Origin of the sequence: Halobacillus litoralis (assembly GCF_020524085.2) — a bacterium.
GTDB classification, from domain to species: domain Bacteria; phylum Bacillota; class Bacilli; order Bacillales; family Halobacillaceae; genus Halobacillus; species Halobacillus litoralis_E.
In genome coordinates, this window is the sequence record NZ_CP129016.1 from 3,505,714 (window position 1) to 3,519,911 (window position 14,198).

Annotated in this window: 19 protein-coding genes; 6 read left to right on the top strand and 13 right to left on the bottom strand. The window is 45.9% G+C overall.

Annotated features, from left to right (window positions below; genetic code table 11):
• Positions 1-27 precede the first annotated feature (27 nt).
• From cidR to LC065_RS17915, 3 genes are all read left to right on the top strand, one after another.
• Positions 28-912 (top strand): cidABC operon transcriptional activator CidR, encoded by an 885-nt coding sequence (gene cidR, locus LC065_RS17905; RefSeq protein WP_226588457.1) that lies wholly within the window; start codon positions 28-30, stop codon positions 910-912.
• 198 nt (positions 913-1,110) lie between these two features.
• Positions 1,111-1,665 (top strand): acyl-CoA thioesterase, encoded by a 555-nt coding sequence (locus LC065_RS17910; protein ID WP_226588455.1) that lies wholly within the window; start codon positions 1,111-1,113, stop codon positions 1,663-1,665.
• Positions 1,640-2,011: a hypothetical protein gene (locus tag LC065_RS17915; protein WP_226588453.1), complete on the top strand. Its 372-nt coding sequence runs from the start codon at positions 1,640-1,642 to the stop codon at positions 2,009-2,011. The genes LC065_RS17910 and LC065_RS17915 overlap by 26 nt, the downstream gene beginning before the upstream one ends.
• Positions 2,012-2,145: 134 nt before the next feature.
• Here LC065_RS17915 and LC065_RS17920 read toward each other — a convergent pair whose 3' ends face one another.
• The 8 genes from LC065_RS17920 to LC065_RS17955 all read right to left on the bottom strand — a co-directional run bounded on the left by LC065_RS17920 (position 2,146) and on the right by LC065_RS17955 (position 9,203).
• Complete coding sequence (locus LC065_RS17920) at positions 2,146-2,526, bottom strand: VOC family protein (RefSeq protein WP_226588451.1); 381 nt, start codon at positions 2,524-2,526, stop codon at positions 2,146-2,148.
• A 50-nt stretch (positions 2,527-2,576) separates the two neighbouring features.
• Positions 2,577-3,395 (bottom strand): MBL fold metallo-hydrolase, encoded by an 819-nt coding sequence (locus tag LC065_RS17925; protein ID WP_306163606.1) that lies wholly within the window; start codon positions 3,393-3,395, stop codon positions 2,577-2,579.
• Positions 3,396-3,543: 148 nt separating this feature from the next.
• Positions 3,544-4,482, bottom strand: coding sequence for a ribose ABC transporter substrate-binding protein RbsB (rbsB, locus tag LC065_RS17930; protein ID WP_226588447.1), 939 nt, complete (start codon positions 4,480-4,482; stop codon positions 3,544-3,546).
• Between the two features lie 10 nt (positions 4,483-4,492).
• Positions 4,493-5,449 (bottom strand): ABC transporter permease subunit, encoded by a 957-nt coding sequence (gene rbsC, locus LC065_RS17935; protein ID WP_226588446.1) that lies wholly within the window; start codon positions 5,447-5,449, stop codon positions 4,493-4,495.
• A complete protein-coding gene (locus LC065_RS17940; RefSeq protein ID WP_226588444.1) occupies positions 5,442-6,932 on the bottom strand; it encodes a sugar ABC transporter ATP-binding protein in 1,491 nt (496 codons plus the stop codon). Before LC065_RS17940 ends, rbsC begins: the two co-directional genes overlap by 8 nt.
• Before the next feature lie 14 nt (positions 6,933-6,946).
• Positions 6,947-7,333 (bottom strand): D-ribose pyranase, encoded by a 387-nt coding sequence (gene rbsD / locus LC065_RS17945; RefSeq protein WP_226588442.1) that lies wholly within the window; start codon positions 7,331-7,333, stop codon positions 6,947-6,949.
• Positions 7,330-8,220 carry a ribokinase gene (gene rbsK, locus LC065_RS17950; RefSeq protein ID WP_226588440.1) on the bottom strand — a complete coding sequence of 297 codons (891 nt, stop codon included), beginning with the start codon at positions 8,218-8,220 and terminating at the stop codon, positions 7,330-7,332. Before rbsK ends, rbsD begins: the two co-directional genes overlap by 4 nt.
• Positions 8,221-8,225: 5 nt before the next feature.
• The gene (locus LC065_RS17955) at positions 8,226-9,203 is read right to left on the bottom strand and encodes a LacI family DNA-binding transcriptional regulator (RefSeq protein ID WP_226588439.1); all 978 of its coding nucleotides are present in this window, start codon (positions 9,201-9,203) and stop codon (positions 8,226-8,228) included.
• A gap of 145 nt (positions 9,204-9,348) precedes the next feature.
• On the opposite strand from LC065_RS17955, the gene LC065_RS17960 reads away from it, so the two are divergent.
• Positions 9,349-10,017: an HAD hydrolase-like protein gene (locus tag LC065_RS17960; RefSeq protein ID WP_226588437.1), complete on the top strand. Its 669-nt coding sequence runs from the start codon at positions 9,349-9,351 to the stop codon at positions 10,015-10,017.
• 46 nt (positions 10,018-10,063) lie between these two features.
• On the opposite strand, the gene LC065_RS17965 is transcribed toward LC065_RS17960, so the two are convergent.
• Complete coding sequence (locus tag LC065_RS17965; RefSeq protein ID WP_226588435.1) at positions 10,064-10,900, bottom strand: LysR family transcriptional regulator; 837 nt, start codon at positions 10,898-10,900, stop codon at positions 10,064-10,066.
• A gap of 138 nt (positions 10,901-11,038) precedes the next feature.
• On the opposite strand from LC065_RS17965, the gene LC065_RS17970 reads away from it, so the two are divergent.
• Together LC065_RS17970 and LC065_RS17975 are read left to right on the top strand one after the other, a co-directional pair.
• Complete coding sequence (locus LC065_RS17970; protein ID WP_306163607.1) at positions 11,039-11,371, top strand: DMT family transporter; 333 nt, start codon at positions 11,039-11,041, stop codon at positions 11,369-11,371.
• A 2-nt stretch (positions 11,372-11,373) separates the two neighbouring features.
• Positions 11,374-11,673 carry a DMT family transporter gene (locus tag LC065_RS17975; protein ID WP_226588431.1) on the top strand — a complete coding sequence of 100 codons (300 nt, stop codon included), beginning with the start codon at positions 11,374-11,376 and terminating at the stop codon, positions 11,671-11,673.
• A gap of 255 nt (positions 11,674-11,928) precedes the next feature.
• Here LC065_RS17975 and LC065_RS17980 read toward each other — a convergent pair whose 3' ends face one another.
• The 4 genes from LC065_RS17980 to LC065_RS17995 all read right to left on the bottom strand — a co-directional run bounded on the left by LC065_RS17980 (position 11,929) and on the right by LC065_RS17995 (position 14,172).
• Positions 11,929-12,312 (bottom strand): hypothetical protein, encoded by a 384-nt coding sequence (locus LC065_RS17980; RefSeq protein ID WP_226588429.1) that lies wholly within the window; start codon positions 12,310-12,312, stop codon positions 11,929-11,931.
• Between the two features lie 56 nt (positions 12,313-12,368).
• Positions 12,369-13,244 carry an aminoglycoside 6-adenylyltransferase gene (locus tag LC065_RS17985; protein WP_226588427.1) on the bottom strand — a complete coding sequence of 292 codons (876 nt, stop codon included), beginning with the start codon at positions 13,242-13,244 and terminating at the stop codon, positions 12,369-12,371.
• Positions 13,241-13,468, bottom strand: a complete 228-nt coding sequence (locus LC065_RS17990; RefSeq protein ID WP_226588425.1) for a hypothetical protein — start codon at positions 13,466-13,468, stop codon at positions 13,241-13,243. The genes LC065_RS17985 and LC065_RS17990 overlap by 4 nt, the downstream gene beginning before the upstream one ends.
• A gap of 83 nt (positions 13,469-13,551) precedes the next feature.
• Complete coding sequence (locus LC065_RS17995) at positions 13,552-14,172, bottom strand: nucleotidyltransferase domain-containing protein (RefSeq protein ID WP_226588423.1); 621 nt, start codon at positions 14,170-14,172, stop codon at positions 13,552-13,554.
• Positions 14,173-14,198: the final 26 nt, after the last annotated feature.

Genomic DNA, 14,198 nt, shown 5'->3' on the forward strand with positions numbered 1-14,198 from the left:
GATTCGTATGTAAAGGAGTACATAACCATGGACATCCGCCATTTGCAATACTTCATTGAGGTCGCGCGTTTTCAAAGTTTTACGAAAGCAGCTGAACATTTATTCATCTCACAACCAACCATCAGCAAAATGATCAAGAACCTGGAAGAGGATCTTGGTGTGGAATTATTCGAACGCACACGAAAAAAAGTCATCCTTACCGATGCCGGGCGGCTGATCCTTATGCAGGCGAAAACCATTGATAAAGCATTCGAAAACCTCAATACTCAGCTCAACGATTTACTGGGGTTGAAAAAAGGCCATATTCGAGTAGGACTGCCCCCGATTATGGACGCCGAGCAGATCATCAACATTATCGGAGGCTTTCATGCGAAGCACCCACACATTACTTATCAACTCGTAGAGGATGGCGCGAAAAGAATCGAAGACAATATCCTTCAGGAGGAACTGGATGTCGGCATTACCGTGCTGCCGACGCAGGAGGACAAATTTGACCACTTCTTCCTTTTAAGTGAAGAGCTTGAGGTCATCCTCCCTCATGCCCACCCGTTGGCTGAACGAAAGCAGATCCGACTGGAGGAGCTCAAAGACGATTCATTCATCCTCTTCAGTAAAGACTTTGTGTTAAACGACCGGATTACCTCCTCCTGTAAGGAAGCCGGGTTTATACCAAAGGTCATTTCCGAAAGCTCGCAGTGGGATTTTATCGGCAAGATGATCGCTTCCAATCTCGGCATTTCTATCCTGCCTAAAAGCGTCGCCCGTCTGCTTACTCAAGATGTAAAGCGACTCAAGGTCATCCAGCCAACCATTGCGTGGGAACTCGCTATTATTTGGCCGAAAACCCAGTACATATCGTATGCCACGGAAGAATGGCTCGCTTATACCCAGGATCGATTGAGTAGAGAATAAAGACGGACCAGCTTCCTAATGAAGCTGGTCTTTTTCATGCATGAAATCAATCTATGAAAACACTTCCATTGATAAAAGCTATCCAACTCATGACGATTTGCTATTTCACTTATAGAGACATCGCTCGTACACTGAAATTATCAACGAACACAAAGACATGTCTTGATGTTGAAAAAAAACAAAACAGGAGGCAGACTCATGGAAGCGAAACGCACCAAAGAAAGTTTAGTCATTAATACGGATCAAGTGATGATCAACGATTTGAACAATTACAACACCTTGTTCGGCGGGGTCCTCATGAAAAAGTTGGACAATAATGCCACCATATCCGCGAGGCGCCATGCACGTGTGAAAGAATGCGTCACCGCATCGACCGATTCCATCGACTTCCTCCATCCGATCCATCAAACCGATTCGGTTTGTGTAGAATCATTTGTCTCCTATACCGGGAACAAATCGATGGAGATCTTCTGCAAAGTCATTGCCGAAGACATGATTACCGGCCACCGTCGGATGGCCGCGACGGCATTCTTGACATTCGTAGCTCTCGATGAAAATAAGAAAGCGATCAAAGTTCCACGAGTGATTCCAGAGACGGAGGAAGAGAAGTTTCTCTATCAATCTGGTGAAGATCGTGCCAAAACAAGGCGTATACGCCGGGAGCACAGCGCCCAACTTACGAAGATTATCAGTCTTGAAAAACCATGGGAAGAAGGAGCGGATCAACATGTTGAAGTTAGCCAGCTTGGATGAATTGTACGAAGCTAAAAATGGGTTGGAAGAAGTGAGCCGTCGCTATCCTGATGTCTATGAAACGTTAACTCATGTGGTCAGCTTCACACGGCAGCTTCAAATTAAATATGGCTACATGGGGGCCATGTTGATGGAAGAAGAATTGACCACCACGTATCCATCCTTCATCAAAGGATCGATCCTCTCTGTTTATAAGAAAGAAGTGGACAAGCTGAAAAAACATGAAGATTTCCCTGTCGTCAAAAACGTGTTACATCAACACAGAGAAGTGGGAGATGCGAAACTCTTCCTATTGATACTGGGAGCTAAGCCGGAGCTGTTAAAAGGGTCCACGTTCATTAAATAAGCGACGTGGATATCTTTTGCCCCTTAGCCCCGTTCAGCTTAAACAGCAACTGGACGGGGCTGAGGCCCTTTCATGGTTATCCCAAATCATGACTGCCAAACCTTTGGAACCCCTATCCCATATACTCCTGTTACTTACGAATAGGATGCACTCGTTGCATTCACTTCCCCTATTTCAATGCGGTTTCCATCCGGATCAAGAAAAACCGCGATTGTCCCCCAGTCAAATACACGCCGCTCTTCTAGAAAGTGGATGCCGCGTTCCTTCAGGTGATGGACTTGTTTACTGAGATCTTTCACATCGAAACGAAGGACGGTCGGATTATGGACCCTCGTTTTCTCCCCCGGTTGAGCCACCCCGCCCTTTTCGACCATAAGATAACCGGTCTGCAGTTCGAAACAGACGAGCGTGTCCTGACTCCTTCTTACAGGTAATTGTAAAAGTTTCTGATAGAATCTTACACACTGTTCAAAACGCTCTACAAACAAAATCAAACCGAATTCATCAACATTCATACTAGTAAACTCCCTTTCGTCTCAAACCATTGAAACCTGCCGAACACTTTTTACGTCGTAAATAATGTGCCTTGAATGGCACGAATATAGCGTTCAGCTGAAGCTCGGACCACTTTATCCGCACTTGTTGTTACGATGTTGTGAAAAGCATTATAAATACGGTTGAAAGCAAGACCATCAACTTTCTCTGCTATTTCTGCGACTTTTGCTACCGGGAGGGGAATCAGGTTCGGATAGCTGTACATGAAGCTCACCCACTGGTTATCTGCAACGACCTGGATGATATCTCCAGTCATCAGCAACCCTTCCGTACCATTTTCGATGTGCAGGACCGCTCCCCCTTTAAAGTGTCCACCTAAACGATGAAGAGAAAGATTTTCTGAGAGTTTCATAGATTCCCCTTTCCACAAATGAAGGTACTGGCTTTCTTCCATGACCCATTCATGGTCATCCTCGTGAAGGTACACGGGAGCATCAAACGTTTCTGCCCAATCGTTCATTCGTGAATAGTAGTGCGGATGAGAAATGGCAATCGCATCAATGCCGCCAAGATCGCAAATGCCATCCACCGTCTCTTGATCAAGGTAAGTGATGCAGTCCCAAAGCACATTCAGTCCATCTTTTTGGATGAGGTAGGCCGTTTGACCAATCCCTACTTTTGGAGTGGTGGTGATGCTGTACAATCCTTTTTCCTCTTTTCTGATCATGTTTTGATAACGTTCTGTCTGAACCAGCTCTTCATGTGTGGTCCATGTCTGTCCCTCCGGGTTTACATACTGTCTTTCTTCGCTGCATATCTCACAACGATCTGGTACTTCTTCACTTTCTGAATACTGAACGCCGCAAGTCTCGCAAATATACTTCTCCATGAATCTTCCTCCTTGGATTATTCCGCTTTTGTTCTATCTTCAGCTTAGCTGGAAAATGAAAAAGAGAGCACCTGCAATGGATGGAAGCATTCCTACAACTTTCGAAGTATAAAAAAAGAGACTCATACACGAGTCTCTCTTCTCATCTTTATTCTTCTGTTTCCAAATCCGACTCCTGCGTGACGAGCTTCAAAGGTACCGGAATCGTATCTTCAACTTCCTCGCCTTGCAGCACATCGGCACCGGCCTGCACCGCAAGCTTGCCAATTTCCTCTGGCTGTTGAGCAACGGTAGCCGAAAGGTTTCCATTTTGAATACTAGATATCGCATCATCGTTCCCGTCAAATCCGACGACCAGAACATCCCGACCTGAGCTTTGGATCGCCTGGTAGGCTCCGAGCGCCATTTCATCATTGTGAGCGAAAACAGCTTCAATGTCCGGATTTCCCTGGATGATGTTTTCCATCGTAGTCAATCCTTCCGTCCGGTCAAAGTTCGCCGTTTGTTTAGCTACAACATTCAGTTTTTCATCGGCAATGTTGTGGAAACCAGCGCCGCGTTCACGTGTCGCGGACGCGCCGGGGACACCTTCAAGTTCAGCGACTTTGGCACCTTCACCAAGCTGCTCAACCAAATACTCCCCGGCCATTTCGCCACCTTTTTCGTTATCTGAGCTTACCAATGTCGCGACTTCCCCTTTTTCTGCAGAACGATCAAGCGTCACGACCGGTATGCCTAAGCTATTGGCTGACTGAACGGCCGTCGAAATGGCCGAAGAATCGGTAGGGTTGATCAGCAATACATCGACGCCTTGCTGAATCAGATCCTCCACGTCATTGATTTGTTTAGCTGCATCATTTTGCGCATCGACGACTACGACTTCCATCCCTTGAGCCGCTGCCTCATTTTCTACCCCTTCTTTCATAGAAACGAAGAATGGGTTATTCAACGTAGATACAGACAGACCGACTTTAATGTCATCTGGATTTTTATCCCCTTTAGGTTTCGCCCATTCCGGTGGCTGCAGCGAGCAGGCACCGAGGAAGATCAGGGATAAACTCATCAGTAATACGACTAGCTTTTTCATGTTACCCCTCCTATGCTGCTTTCTTTCGATCGATGAGTACGGCGATGATGATGACGACACCTTTGACCACCATTTGGAAAAAGGACGACACGCCAAGAAGGTTCAAACCGTTGTTCAACGTCCCGATAATCAGAGCACCAATCAATGTGCCGATAATCAAACCACGTCCCCCGGAAAGGCTTGTCCCGCCAAGAACAACAGCAGCGATCGCATCAAGTTCGTACGATGTACCCGCTGTCGGCTGAGCCGAGTTCAAACGCGATGTAAGGATAGCCCCGGCAAGCGCTGAAAGCAGACCAGCAAGAGAATAGACCAGCACTTTGATCCGAGAAACTTTGATACCTGAGATGAGTGCTGCCTTCTCGTTGCCTCCGATCGCATACGTTTTACGGCCGAATGGAGTTTTATGCAAAATCACCCACAGGACAGCAAAGGCAAGCAGCATCGTGATTGCTGGGACCGGAATCCCAAGGAAATAACCTCTTCCGAACAATTGGAAAGCATAGCTGTCGCCAAGCCCTGTAATCGGGTTTCCATCCGTATAAACAAGCGTCAGTCCACGGAACATCGTCATCGTTGCAAGGGTCGCGATGAACGGAGCCATTTTCCCTTTAGTAATAAGAAGACCGTTAACCGCTCCCATGAGTGCTCCAAGCAAACATCCAATCAATATCGCTAAAATCGGATCCACACCTGAGACCATCATTCCGGCCATCAAAGCACTGGATAAGGCGAGAATCGATCCGACGGATAAATCGATGCCCCCGGTTAAGATGACGAATGTCATTCCATAAGCAATCAGAGCATTGATCGCGACTTGTCTTAATAGATTCAATAAGTTCAAGGGTTCAAGAAAACTAGGGTTAATAATGGAAACTGTCGCCATCAATACAAGTAAACCAACGAATGGTCCTAACTTTTGCATCAAGTTTCCTACATGATTCGTTTTTTTGATTGCATTAATCATTGACTTTACCTCCTGTTGCCAGTGTCATAATTTTTTCCTGATCGGCTTCGTCCTTGGAAAGTTCTCCAGCAATCGTTCCTTCATGGACGACGAGCACACGATCACTCATTCCCAATACTTCCGGCAGCTCAGAAGAAACCATGATGATGGCTACTCCTCTGTCTGTCAGTTCATTCATCAATTGGTAAATCTCCCGTTTCGCACCAACATCGACACCCCGGGTCGGCTCATCCAAGATGAGAACTTTTGGACCGATCCCGATCCATTTGGCAATGACGACCTTTTGCTGGTTACCCCCGGACAAGTTCTTTGCTTCTGTTTTGGCAGATTCAGTTTTGATCGTCAGCCTTTTGATCAGCATATCGACAAATTCGCGTTCGCGTTTTTCTCCGATGAGGCCTTTGTCTGTGAAACTGTACAAACTCGGAAGCGCGATGTTGTCCTGGATCGGGAAATCAAGAACGAGTCCCTCTTCTTTACGGTCTTCCGTAATGAAACCGAGGCCGAGCTTGACCGCCTGACTCGGGCTTTTCACCGTCACTTTTTCTCCATTGATGAAAATGTCGCCCTGATACTTGCCATCCAAACCGAAAATGGTGCGCATGATTTCTGTACGCCCTGCACCCATTAATCCCGCCACACCGACGATTTCACCTGAACGGGCACGAAAGCTTACATTCTCGAAGAGGCCCTTCCTCGTAAGATTTTTCACTTCCAACACAGCTTCTCCAGGCTTCGCTTCTCTCGCAGGAAAACGATCGGTCAGTTCACGGCCAACCATCTTCCGGACGACATCATCAAAATTCGTTTCAGGGATCGGTGTGGTATCCACCGTCTGCCCATCACGCATGACTGTGATCGTATCGCAGATCGTGAAGATCTCCTCCATCCGGTGAGAAATGTAAACGATGGATACGCCGGATTTTTTCAAGGAGCGAATGACTTCAAAAAGTTTCTCTATTTCCCTGTCTGTCAAAGCGGCTGTCGGCTCGTCCATGATGATCACTTTGGCATCTGTCATGAGAGCTTTAGCGATCTCGATCATCTGCTGTTCACCGACCGAACACTGTCCCGCTTCTTTTTGGAGTGGGATCGAAATAGACAGCTTATCAAACTGTTCGTTCGCAATCGCTTTCATTTTATTCGTTTGAATGAGACCAAAATGTGTAACCGGTTCCTTATTGATGAATAAATTCTCCAGCACCGTCATATCCGGCCATACATTCAACTCCTGATGGATGAAAGCAATTCCGAATTCTTCTGCTTCCTTTGGGTTGGCAAATGTTTTTTCCTTCCCATCAATTTCGATTGTACCTTTATCCTTCTTATGAAGACCTGTCAGGATATTCATGAGCGTAGATTTACCAGCGCCGTTTTCGCCCATCAATGCATGAACTTCTCCGTCTTTAATGTGTATATCAACGCCTTCAAGGACTTTGTTCTTTCCGAAAGCTTTATGAATCTCGTTCATACGGATTTCCATGATTGCTCACCTCTTTAAAAAGTTACTCCAGCGTGAAGGATACAGTTTGCATATGGAGTGATCTCCCCTGTCCGCACCACTGCTTTGGCATGTTTCAACTGATCTTTAAGTGCTTCATGAGTGAGAGAATCCATTTCGTCAAACCATTCTTTCATCCCTTCATGAACAGAGGGGTTCTGCTCCATTTCCTCGGCAACGGTGACACGTTCGACAACCATTTCTTCTTTCAATACCTCCACGACTTCAAGGAAAGAAGGGACCCCTTGCTTTAAAGAGAGGTCGATCTTTTTCACTCCGTCCGGCACGGGAAGCCCCGCATCAGCAACAACGATGGTATCGGTGTGCCCGAGATCAGCAAAAACTTTGGATAGATGACTGTTCAAAATGCCATGTCTTTTCATTCCATGAGTCCCCTTTCTACTTCTTCCCGCCCAGGCATGCCGCCTTGGGCTCCGAACCCTGTAACGGACAGGGAAGCCGCTCGATTCGCGAAACGCAGACTTTCTTTCAAGTCCATTCCTTCGGCTATGGCTGTTCCGAAAGCCGCATTGAATGTATCACCCGCGCCTGTGGTGTCTATTGGTTTCACAAGAAAAGACGGAACGAGTACCTCTTCTTTTCCATCAAAATAGCGGACGCCTGCTGCTCCTTCTGTAATGAACAGTTTATTTGGATGTTTCTTTAATGCTTTGACTGGTTCTTCTCCATGAAAAAGGAGGGCAGCTTCATGTTCATTCGGCGTAAGGTAACTCACTTGTTCCACCACCGTATCAGGGATTTCCCTCGCTGGTGCCGGGTTCAATAGCAAGGGCACGCCCAGCTCTTGGCACAGTTCGGCTGTTTCAATCACGGTTTCTTCAGGGACTTCCTGCTGAATCATCACAAGGTCACACGTTTCAATGAAGTCCCTCTTGTCCTTCACATACGCAGGAGTGACGTGATCGTTGGCTCCTTTGACGACAACGATGCTGTTGTCTCCTTCCGCTAAAATAATGTGAGCTGTTCCACTTCTTTCATGTGTAACCGGTTCCACATAATCCGTCTGAACGCCATTCGATTTAAAATTATTTAAGATCGCCTCCCCGTAGGCGTCCTCCCCCACTCGTCCGATCATATACACATCTGCTCCGAGACGGGCGGCGGCAACAGCCTGGTTCGCTCCTTTGCCTCCAGGTACGGTTTCAAAAGATTCACCAAGAACCGTTTCGCCCGCGCCCGGCCGCCGTTGGGATGTCACAACTAAATCCATGGAAGAGCTGCCGATCACAGCTATTTTAGGTTTTCTCATACGTTTCATTCCTTTCGTGTCGTCTTTCGTTCTACTAATTCCACAGGCATTTGAATGGTTTGTTCAACGCCTGGTTCTTTCTTTATCGTCCGTATCAATAGCTTTGCCGCTTCCCTTCCCATTTCATAGGCGGGCTGGCGGATCGTGGAAAGCGTCGGGTAGGACAAACGGCTTTGTGGAATATCGTCATAGCCGATGATTTGTACATCCTCAGGAATACGCTTTCCGCGTTCCATAGCCTCATGAACGATCGCAATCCCGACAATGTCGTTACTCGCAATGATTCCATCTGTATCTGTGAACTTATCAAACAGTTCTTCTGCCCAACCCTGTGCCTCTTCAAAAGAATAGGAGGTCGTGGACAGTACAGAAAAATCAACATCCGCCTGACTCAGCTCTTCGATCGCTCCTTGGAAGCGGTCTTGGGCGGGCTTGATGTTGGCCGGTCCTTTCACGAGCGTAATTCTCTCTGCCCCTTTTTCAATAAGGGTCTTCGCTGCCAGGCGCCCGCCCTCTCTTCCATCCGCGTAAACCGCTGGATAGTTTTCTGACGCCCGGTCCAAGAGTACGAGTGGCAGATCCAGAGCTTCATATATTTTATAATCGACATGATTGGTTGCCGTAATGATTCCGACCACATTATTCTGGACGAACGTTTGTATATATTCCAATTCCTTTTGAATATTTTCATCACTATTCCCAAGCAGAAGCCGATATCCTGCCTGGCTCAGTTCATCTTCCACACCTCTCGCAAGCTGTGGAAAGAACGGGTTTGTAATATCAGGTAAAAGCAGACCGATCAGACGGGACTCCCTTTTGTAAAGAGAACGTGCCACTTCGTTCGGACTGTAGTTCAATTCAGCAATGGCTTCCATCACTTTCTTTCTCGTATCTGCTCCAACATAACCATTATCGTTTAACACACGTGAAACGGTAGCCACTGAAACGCCTGCTTCACGTGCAACATCTTTGATTGTTACCATATGTTCACCTCTGTGTGTAACCGGTTACAGATAAAGTACCACATCCTTGTAATCGTTTGCAAGAAATTTTTTATGGAGATGGGACATGTTTTCTCATAAAACTGATATGATGAAACTCATAAACGATGAAAAGGAGCTCTTACCTATGCCACATGCGATCATTTTTGATATGGATGGAACCTTGTTCCAGACCGAAAAGATCCTTGAAGTTTCACTGGAAGAAACGTTTGTTCACTTGAAAGATTCTGGTGAATGGAGCGGAGAAACACCACTTCAGAAGTATAAAAAAATCATGGGTGTTCCTCTCCCTACTGTGTGGAAAACCCTGCTCCCCCATCACTCTGAGGAGATAAGGCAACAGGCAAACGTGTACTTTCTAGAAAAACTCATCCTCAACATTCAAAAAGGGAAAGGGGCGCTCTACCCACAGATCGAAGGAACCCTGGAAGCGTTGCATAAAGAAGGATACTCCCTTTACATAGCAAGTAATGGGCTGACTGATTATTTGCAGGCCATCGTCAAATACTATCGTCTGGATCGCTGGGTGACAGAAACGTTCAGTATCGAGCAGATCGACTCGTTGGACAAAGCAGATTTGGTGGCCGCCATCCAGAAAAAATACGTCTTCACAGAAGGAGTGGTTGTCGGAGACCGCCTCTCAGATATACAAGCCGCTAAGAAAAATGGGTTAACTTCCGTAGGATGTCGCTTTGATTTTGCTCAAGAAGATGAACTTGCCGAAGCCGATCATGTCATAAACGACTTTTCTTCACTAAGCGAAGTGATACGAACGATCGAGAAGATACACGCTTGACGAATACATCATAAAAGCAGCTACCCTTATCACAGGTAGCTGCTTTTTATTGGATATCTGTAAATAGACCGCTCAAGTAATCAAGATTCTCCTCTGTTCGTGCGTAAAGATACATGTCTCTTTTAAAAGGATTATCTTGAATCGGTAAAAACACGACGCCCCGATATTCCACTTGCTGAACCATCATCTCCGGAAGGTAAGCCATGCCCATTCCAAGTGCCACCAACCCCGCCATGGCGTGATACTGGGATTCTATAACTTCACCTGTGAATTCATACTCACGCATGATCGTCTGCACCTTTTCAGCTAAAGGGCCCTTTGTCGGGATGATTTGAGTTTCCTCTAAACATTCCTCAAGTGTGACTGCCTGTTTTTCTGATAATGGAGAGGATATGGGGATGGCAGCTATAAAGTGATCCGTGAACAAAAAGGAGGACCGCAGCGTCTTATACGTAGGTGTGTCCTGGATAATAGCCGCATCGATCTCCCCTTCCTCAAGTAATGGAAGAAGCTCTTCACTATCATCTTTGATGACTGTCACATGAAGGTTCCCCCTTACCAGCTTATCGTAATATTGGGGCAGGTAATAGGAAGTAAGCATAGGTGTGGAGCCCATACGGATTTTTTCTTCATGGGATTGGTATTGTTTCACGGTTTGATGGATGCGCCCGAATAACGGCGTCAGCTCTTCCACCATTCCTTTTCCTTTCTCCGTCAGCTCTACACCATAGGAAGCTCTGTTGAAAAGTGAAAACCCTAGCTCTTCTTCCAATTTTCTCATCTGTTTGCTTAATGCCGGTTGAGAAATATACAAAGCTTCTGCTGCTTTCGTAAAACTCTGTTGTTTGGCGACTTCGATAAAGGCGTTTAATTTCTGCAGCATTCTCTTTCCCCCTTTCGATATTAGTCGGATACCCCCATTATAACCTCAGGTTATGATGGTATGACAATTCGATTGTTCCTACTTCCTTCGCTTTCTTTTATCCTGAGAATAGACGAAAGAAAAAAGGAGGATCGAACCATGAAAACCTATCTTTTATTAGGAATCTCCATTTTGTTCGAAGTTGCCGGGGCGACGGCGATGAAATATTCAGAAGGCTTTACGAATGTCATGGCCAGCCTGGTCGTCATTTTCTGCTATACTCTTGCCGTTTCCTTCTATATATTTATTACTAAAAATAACGAAATCGGGATGATCAACGCCTTATGGTCGGGCGGTGGAACGCTCCTTGTCACATTATTAGGTGTTGGTTTGTTTGGGGAATCGGTGACGATGTCCAAACTACTCGGACTGACGTTGATCCTTGTAGGCATGGTGGGCTTAACGGTGCCAGTAAAAGAAAGGAGTGTATAACCATGGGTTATTTGATACTTTCTCTAGTTTTTGCGACAATCGGCAACATTTCCGTCAAATTATCATACGGTTTCCAGAGGGTCTTCCCCAGCATTACAGCATTCGTTTTCATCGGAGCATGCCTGTATTTTCTTACGCTGAGTGTCCAGACGATCGAAGTCGGCATCGCTTATGCCATTTGGAGTGGTGTCTCCATTATGGCCACCACGATATTTGGAATTCTACTTTTCAATGAAAAAGCAAGCCGAAGAAAGTTCCTCTTTATCAGTTTCATTATCCTTGGCGTGATGATTATTAAATAAAAGGAGAGAAGGGTTCTTACGAAGGCCCTCTCTCCCCAGTGATGGAAGTCACTCTTTTTTCGTTCAAGCATGCGATCCACTTTTTCTTCCACCCTGTCCAGCTGACTCTTCCTTCTTTTTATCGAAAGAAAGATTGCAAGGACCCCTATGATCAAGCCGATAGAAAAAGCAAAAAACAGAAGTTGTGCAATCATATCCCTTATAACGAAACTTTCTCCATTCTCCACTTCCAAACTCTTCCTTTTATTTCTATCATTATTCTATGTACTCCAAATCCAGTGTCTCTTCCTTTTCTCCCCATTCAATCGTAACCTGGATCTCGTGATCTTTTCTTGTTACCGCACATCCAGAGCAGAAGTTCCCCATTTGCTGAACCATCCCATCGGTCAACAAAACGTAATCTCCTCCTCCACCGCCTGTAGGACTATCCAAAGTGTAATCGATATGTTCAGGAGCTTCACCTTCTCCTATATACGTGATGTGTACACCCGTCGATTCACTATCTTCCGATTGTATATCCGCTATGTATTCGACCTCCCAATTTTCGGTTTCTTCTTGAAAGTGCAGGGTTTTCTTACCTAGACAGCCTGTTAAGAGGAAAGCAAAGCTCAGAAACAGGATAACCCCCGTCTTCTTCATAGTACATCTCCCCTTCATTTATTCGATCGTTTTCTATCTACACATCTCCTCCACACTTAGAAGATACGATCAGCCGATGAAGGTAATCTTCTCACCTGTTTTAAATAACGTGTCATGTTTTCGTCTTCTTCTCGTCGATACGTGTAAGAGAACTCGTCCGCTACACGATGCGCCAGCGTGCGGAATAAATCACCGGCGGCAAACAGTGCATCCCAAATATGTTCCGCGTCTTCATCCGCATAAGTCGCTTCATACATCGTCCAATATTCTTCAGACAGGAGCTTCTTAAAATAATTCCCGACCTTCCCTGTCGACACTTGAAAACCGTTCTGAGTACCGATCCACCAGGAAACCATCTGATCCAAGTCCCTGCGGATGATACACTCCAGCATGAACTGCGCATAAGGAACCTCATCTCGCCACAAGCTTTTCGCTATGTTCTGCTGACACCACCAGAAATTATTGCAGCGCGCGAGATACTCCTGTTCCGTCGGCTTCTGCACATGATAATCTTCATCTGTCGCATCAGGAATCTCAGGCAGACAATCATCCTTATCCAACAAAGGAACCGTAAGCTTGTCCTCCCCGTAGTGTTCCTGCATATGCGGAAGCGTTTCGATATGTAAATCGATCCGGTTGCCATCCGTAAAGAGCATCAAATAACCATAAAAGTCAGCAATGTCCCCACCTGCCCCCTGATCATTTTTATCCGGTTCCTGCATCATCAGCCGATCACCGAATACATCCACCCAATGCTCATCCTCCAAGAAAGAAGTCGTTTCCGTCACAACGTAGACGATGTCATAATCCTGAAAAAGATCTTCTACTAGAGTGGGATTTGTTCTTGAACCGTTCATGTAAACCGCACGAATTCGTTCATCTCTCTCTGCGACATTCAAAATCAAATCCATCATTTTCTTTTCTGATCTCATGCTTGCTCCATCCCCTTTACAGTCCATCGGTCACCTTGAATTCCATGGTCAATAGCATTCTCATAAAAGGGGATGGCTGCCCGCTCCATCCCCTGTGCATCATGGGAGACCGCACACAGAAAATTCACCTCTGTATTTTTCTCTTCCCGTTTCAGACGGTCCAATGCTTCCACCCTTGCTTTCTCAAACTCTCCTTCATCCAACAATAATTGGATTTGATTCATGTCATCCCTCCATCATAAACGAATGGATATATCCTGAAGTCCGCATATAAACCTCTATTTTAGCCGATATCCCAACGATAGACTCACAGCTTCTGTAAGTGATCGATCCATGCATCCAACCGCCTGCGATCTCCTGGACCTTCCAGCAGCTTATCGTAAATCCGGTAGCCTTCCTCATCGTGTTCCCTTAACCAGTTCAATGACTTTTTCGGACCGAGGTACCAGCGTCCGATCATCTCAAAATAAATTTCAAGACTTTCCTTCACGAGCCAGTGGAATCGGTAGCGTCCTTCCAGATCACCTTTTCTCGAGCGTATCTTCATTTTGGTCAGCCAATCTTTCAAAAACTGCTTCTCCTTTGGCTCTAAAGATGCCGGTCCCCTCTGGAAGATCGAATCAATTTCAGACATCCAGGGTTTCGCTCGTTCGTAATCATCAACAAGCACATCTGCACGATGGACTTTCAAAAAGTTGGCTGGCTCTTCCATATCCTCGGTCTTATGGACCCATACATCCAGGAGCTTCCCACTGAAGGTTTCCACTTTGTTCTGTGTTTCCAGTTCATCGGAAAAACCGATCAGATCGACATCACTTTCTTCCGTGTAATCATCCGTCTGGTAGGAACCGTACAAAAATACAGTATGGCACTTGTAATTCTCTCTCATATGCATGGTTGCTTTTTCTAAAAACCGTTCACGATCCATCGTTTCATTTCCCCTTTTTCCTCTAT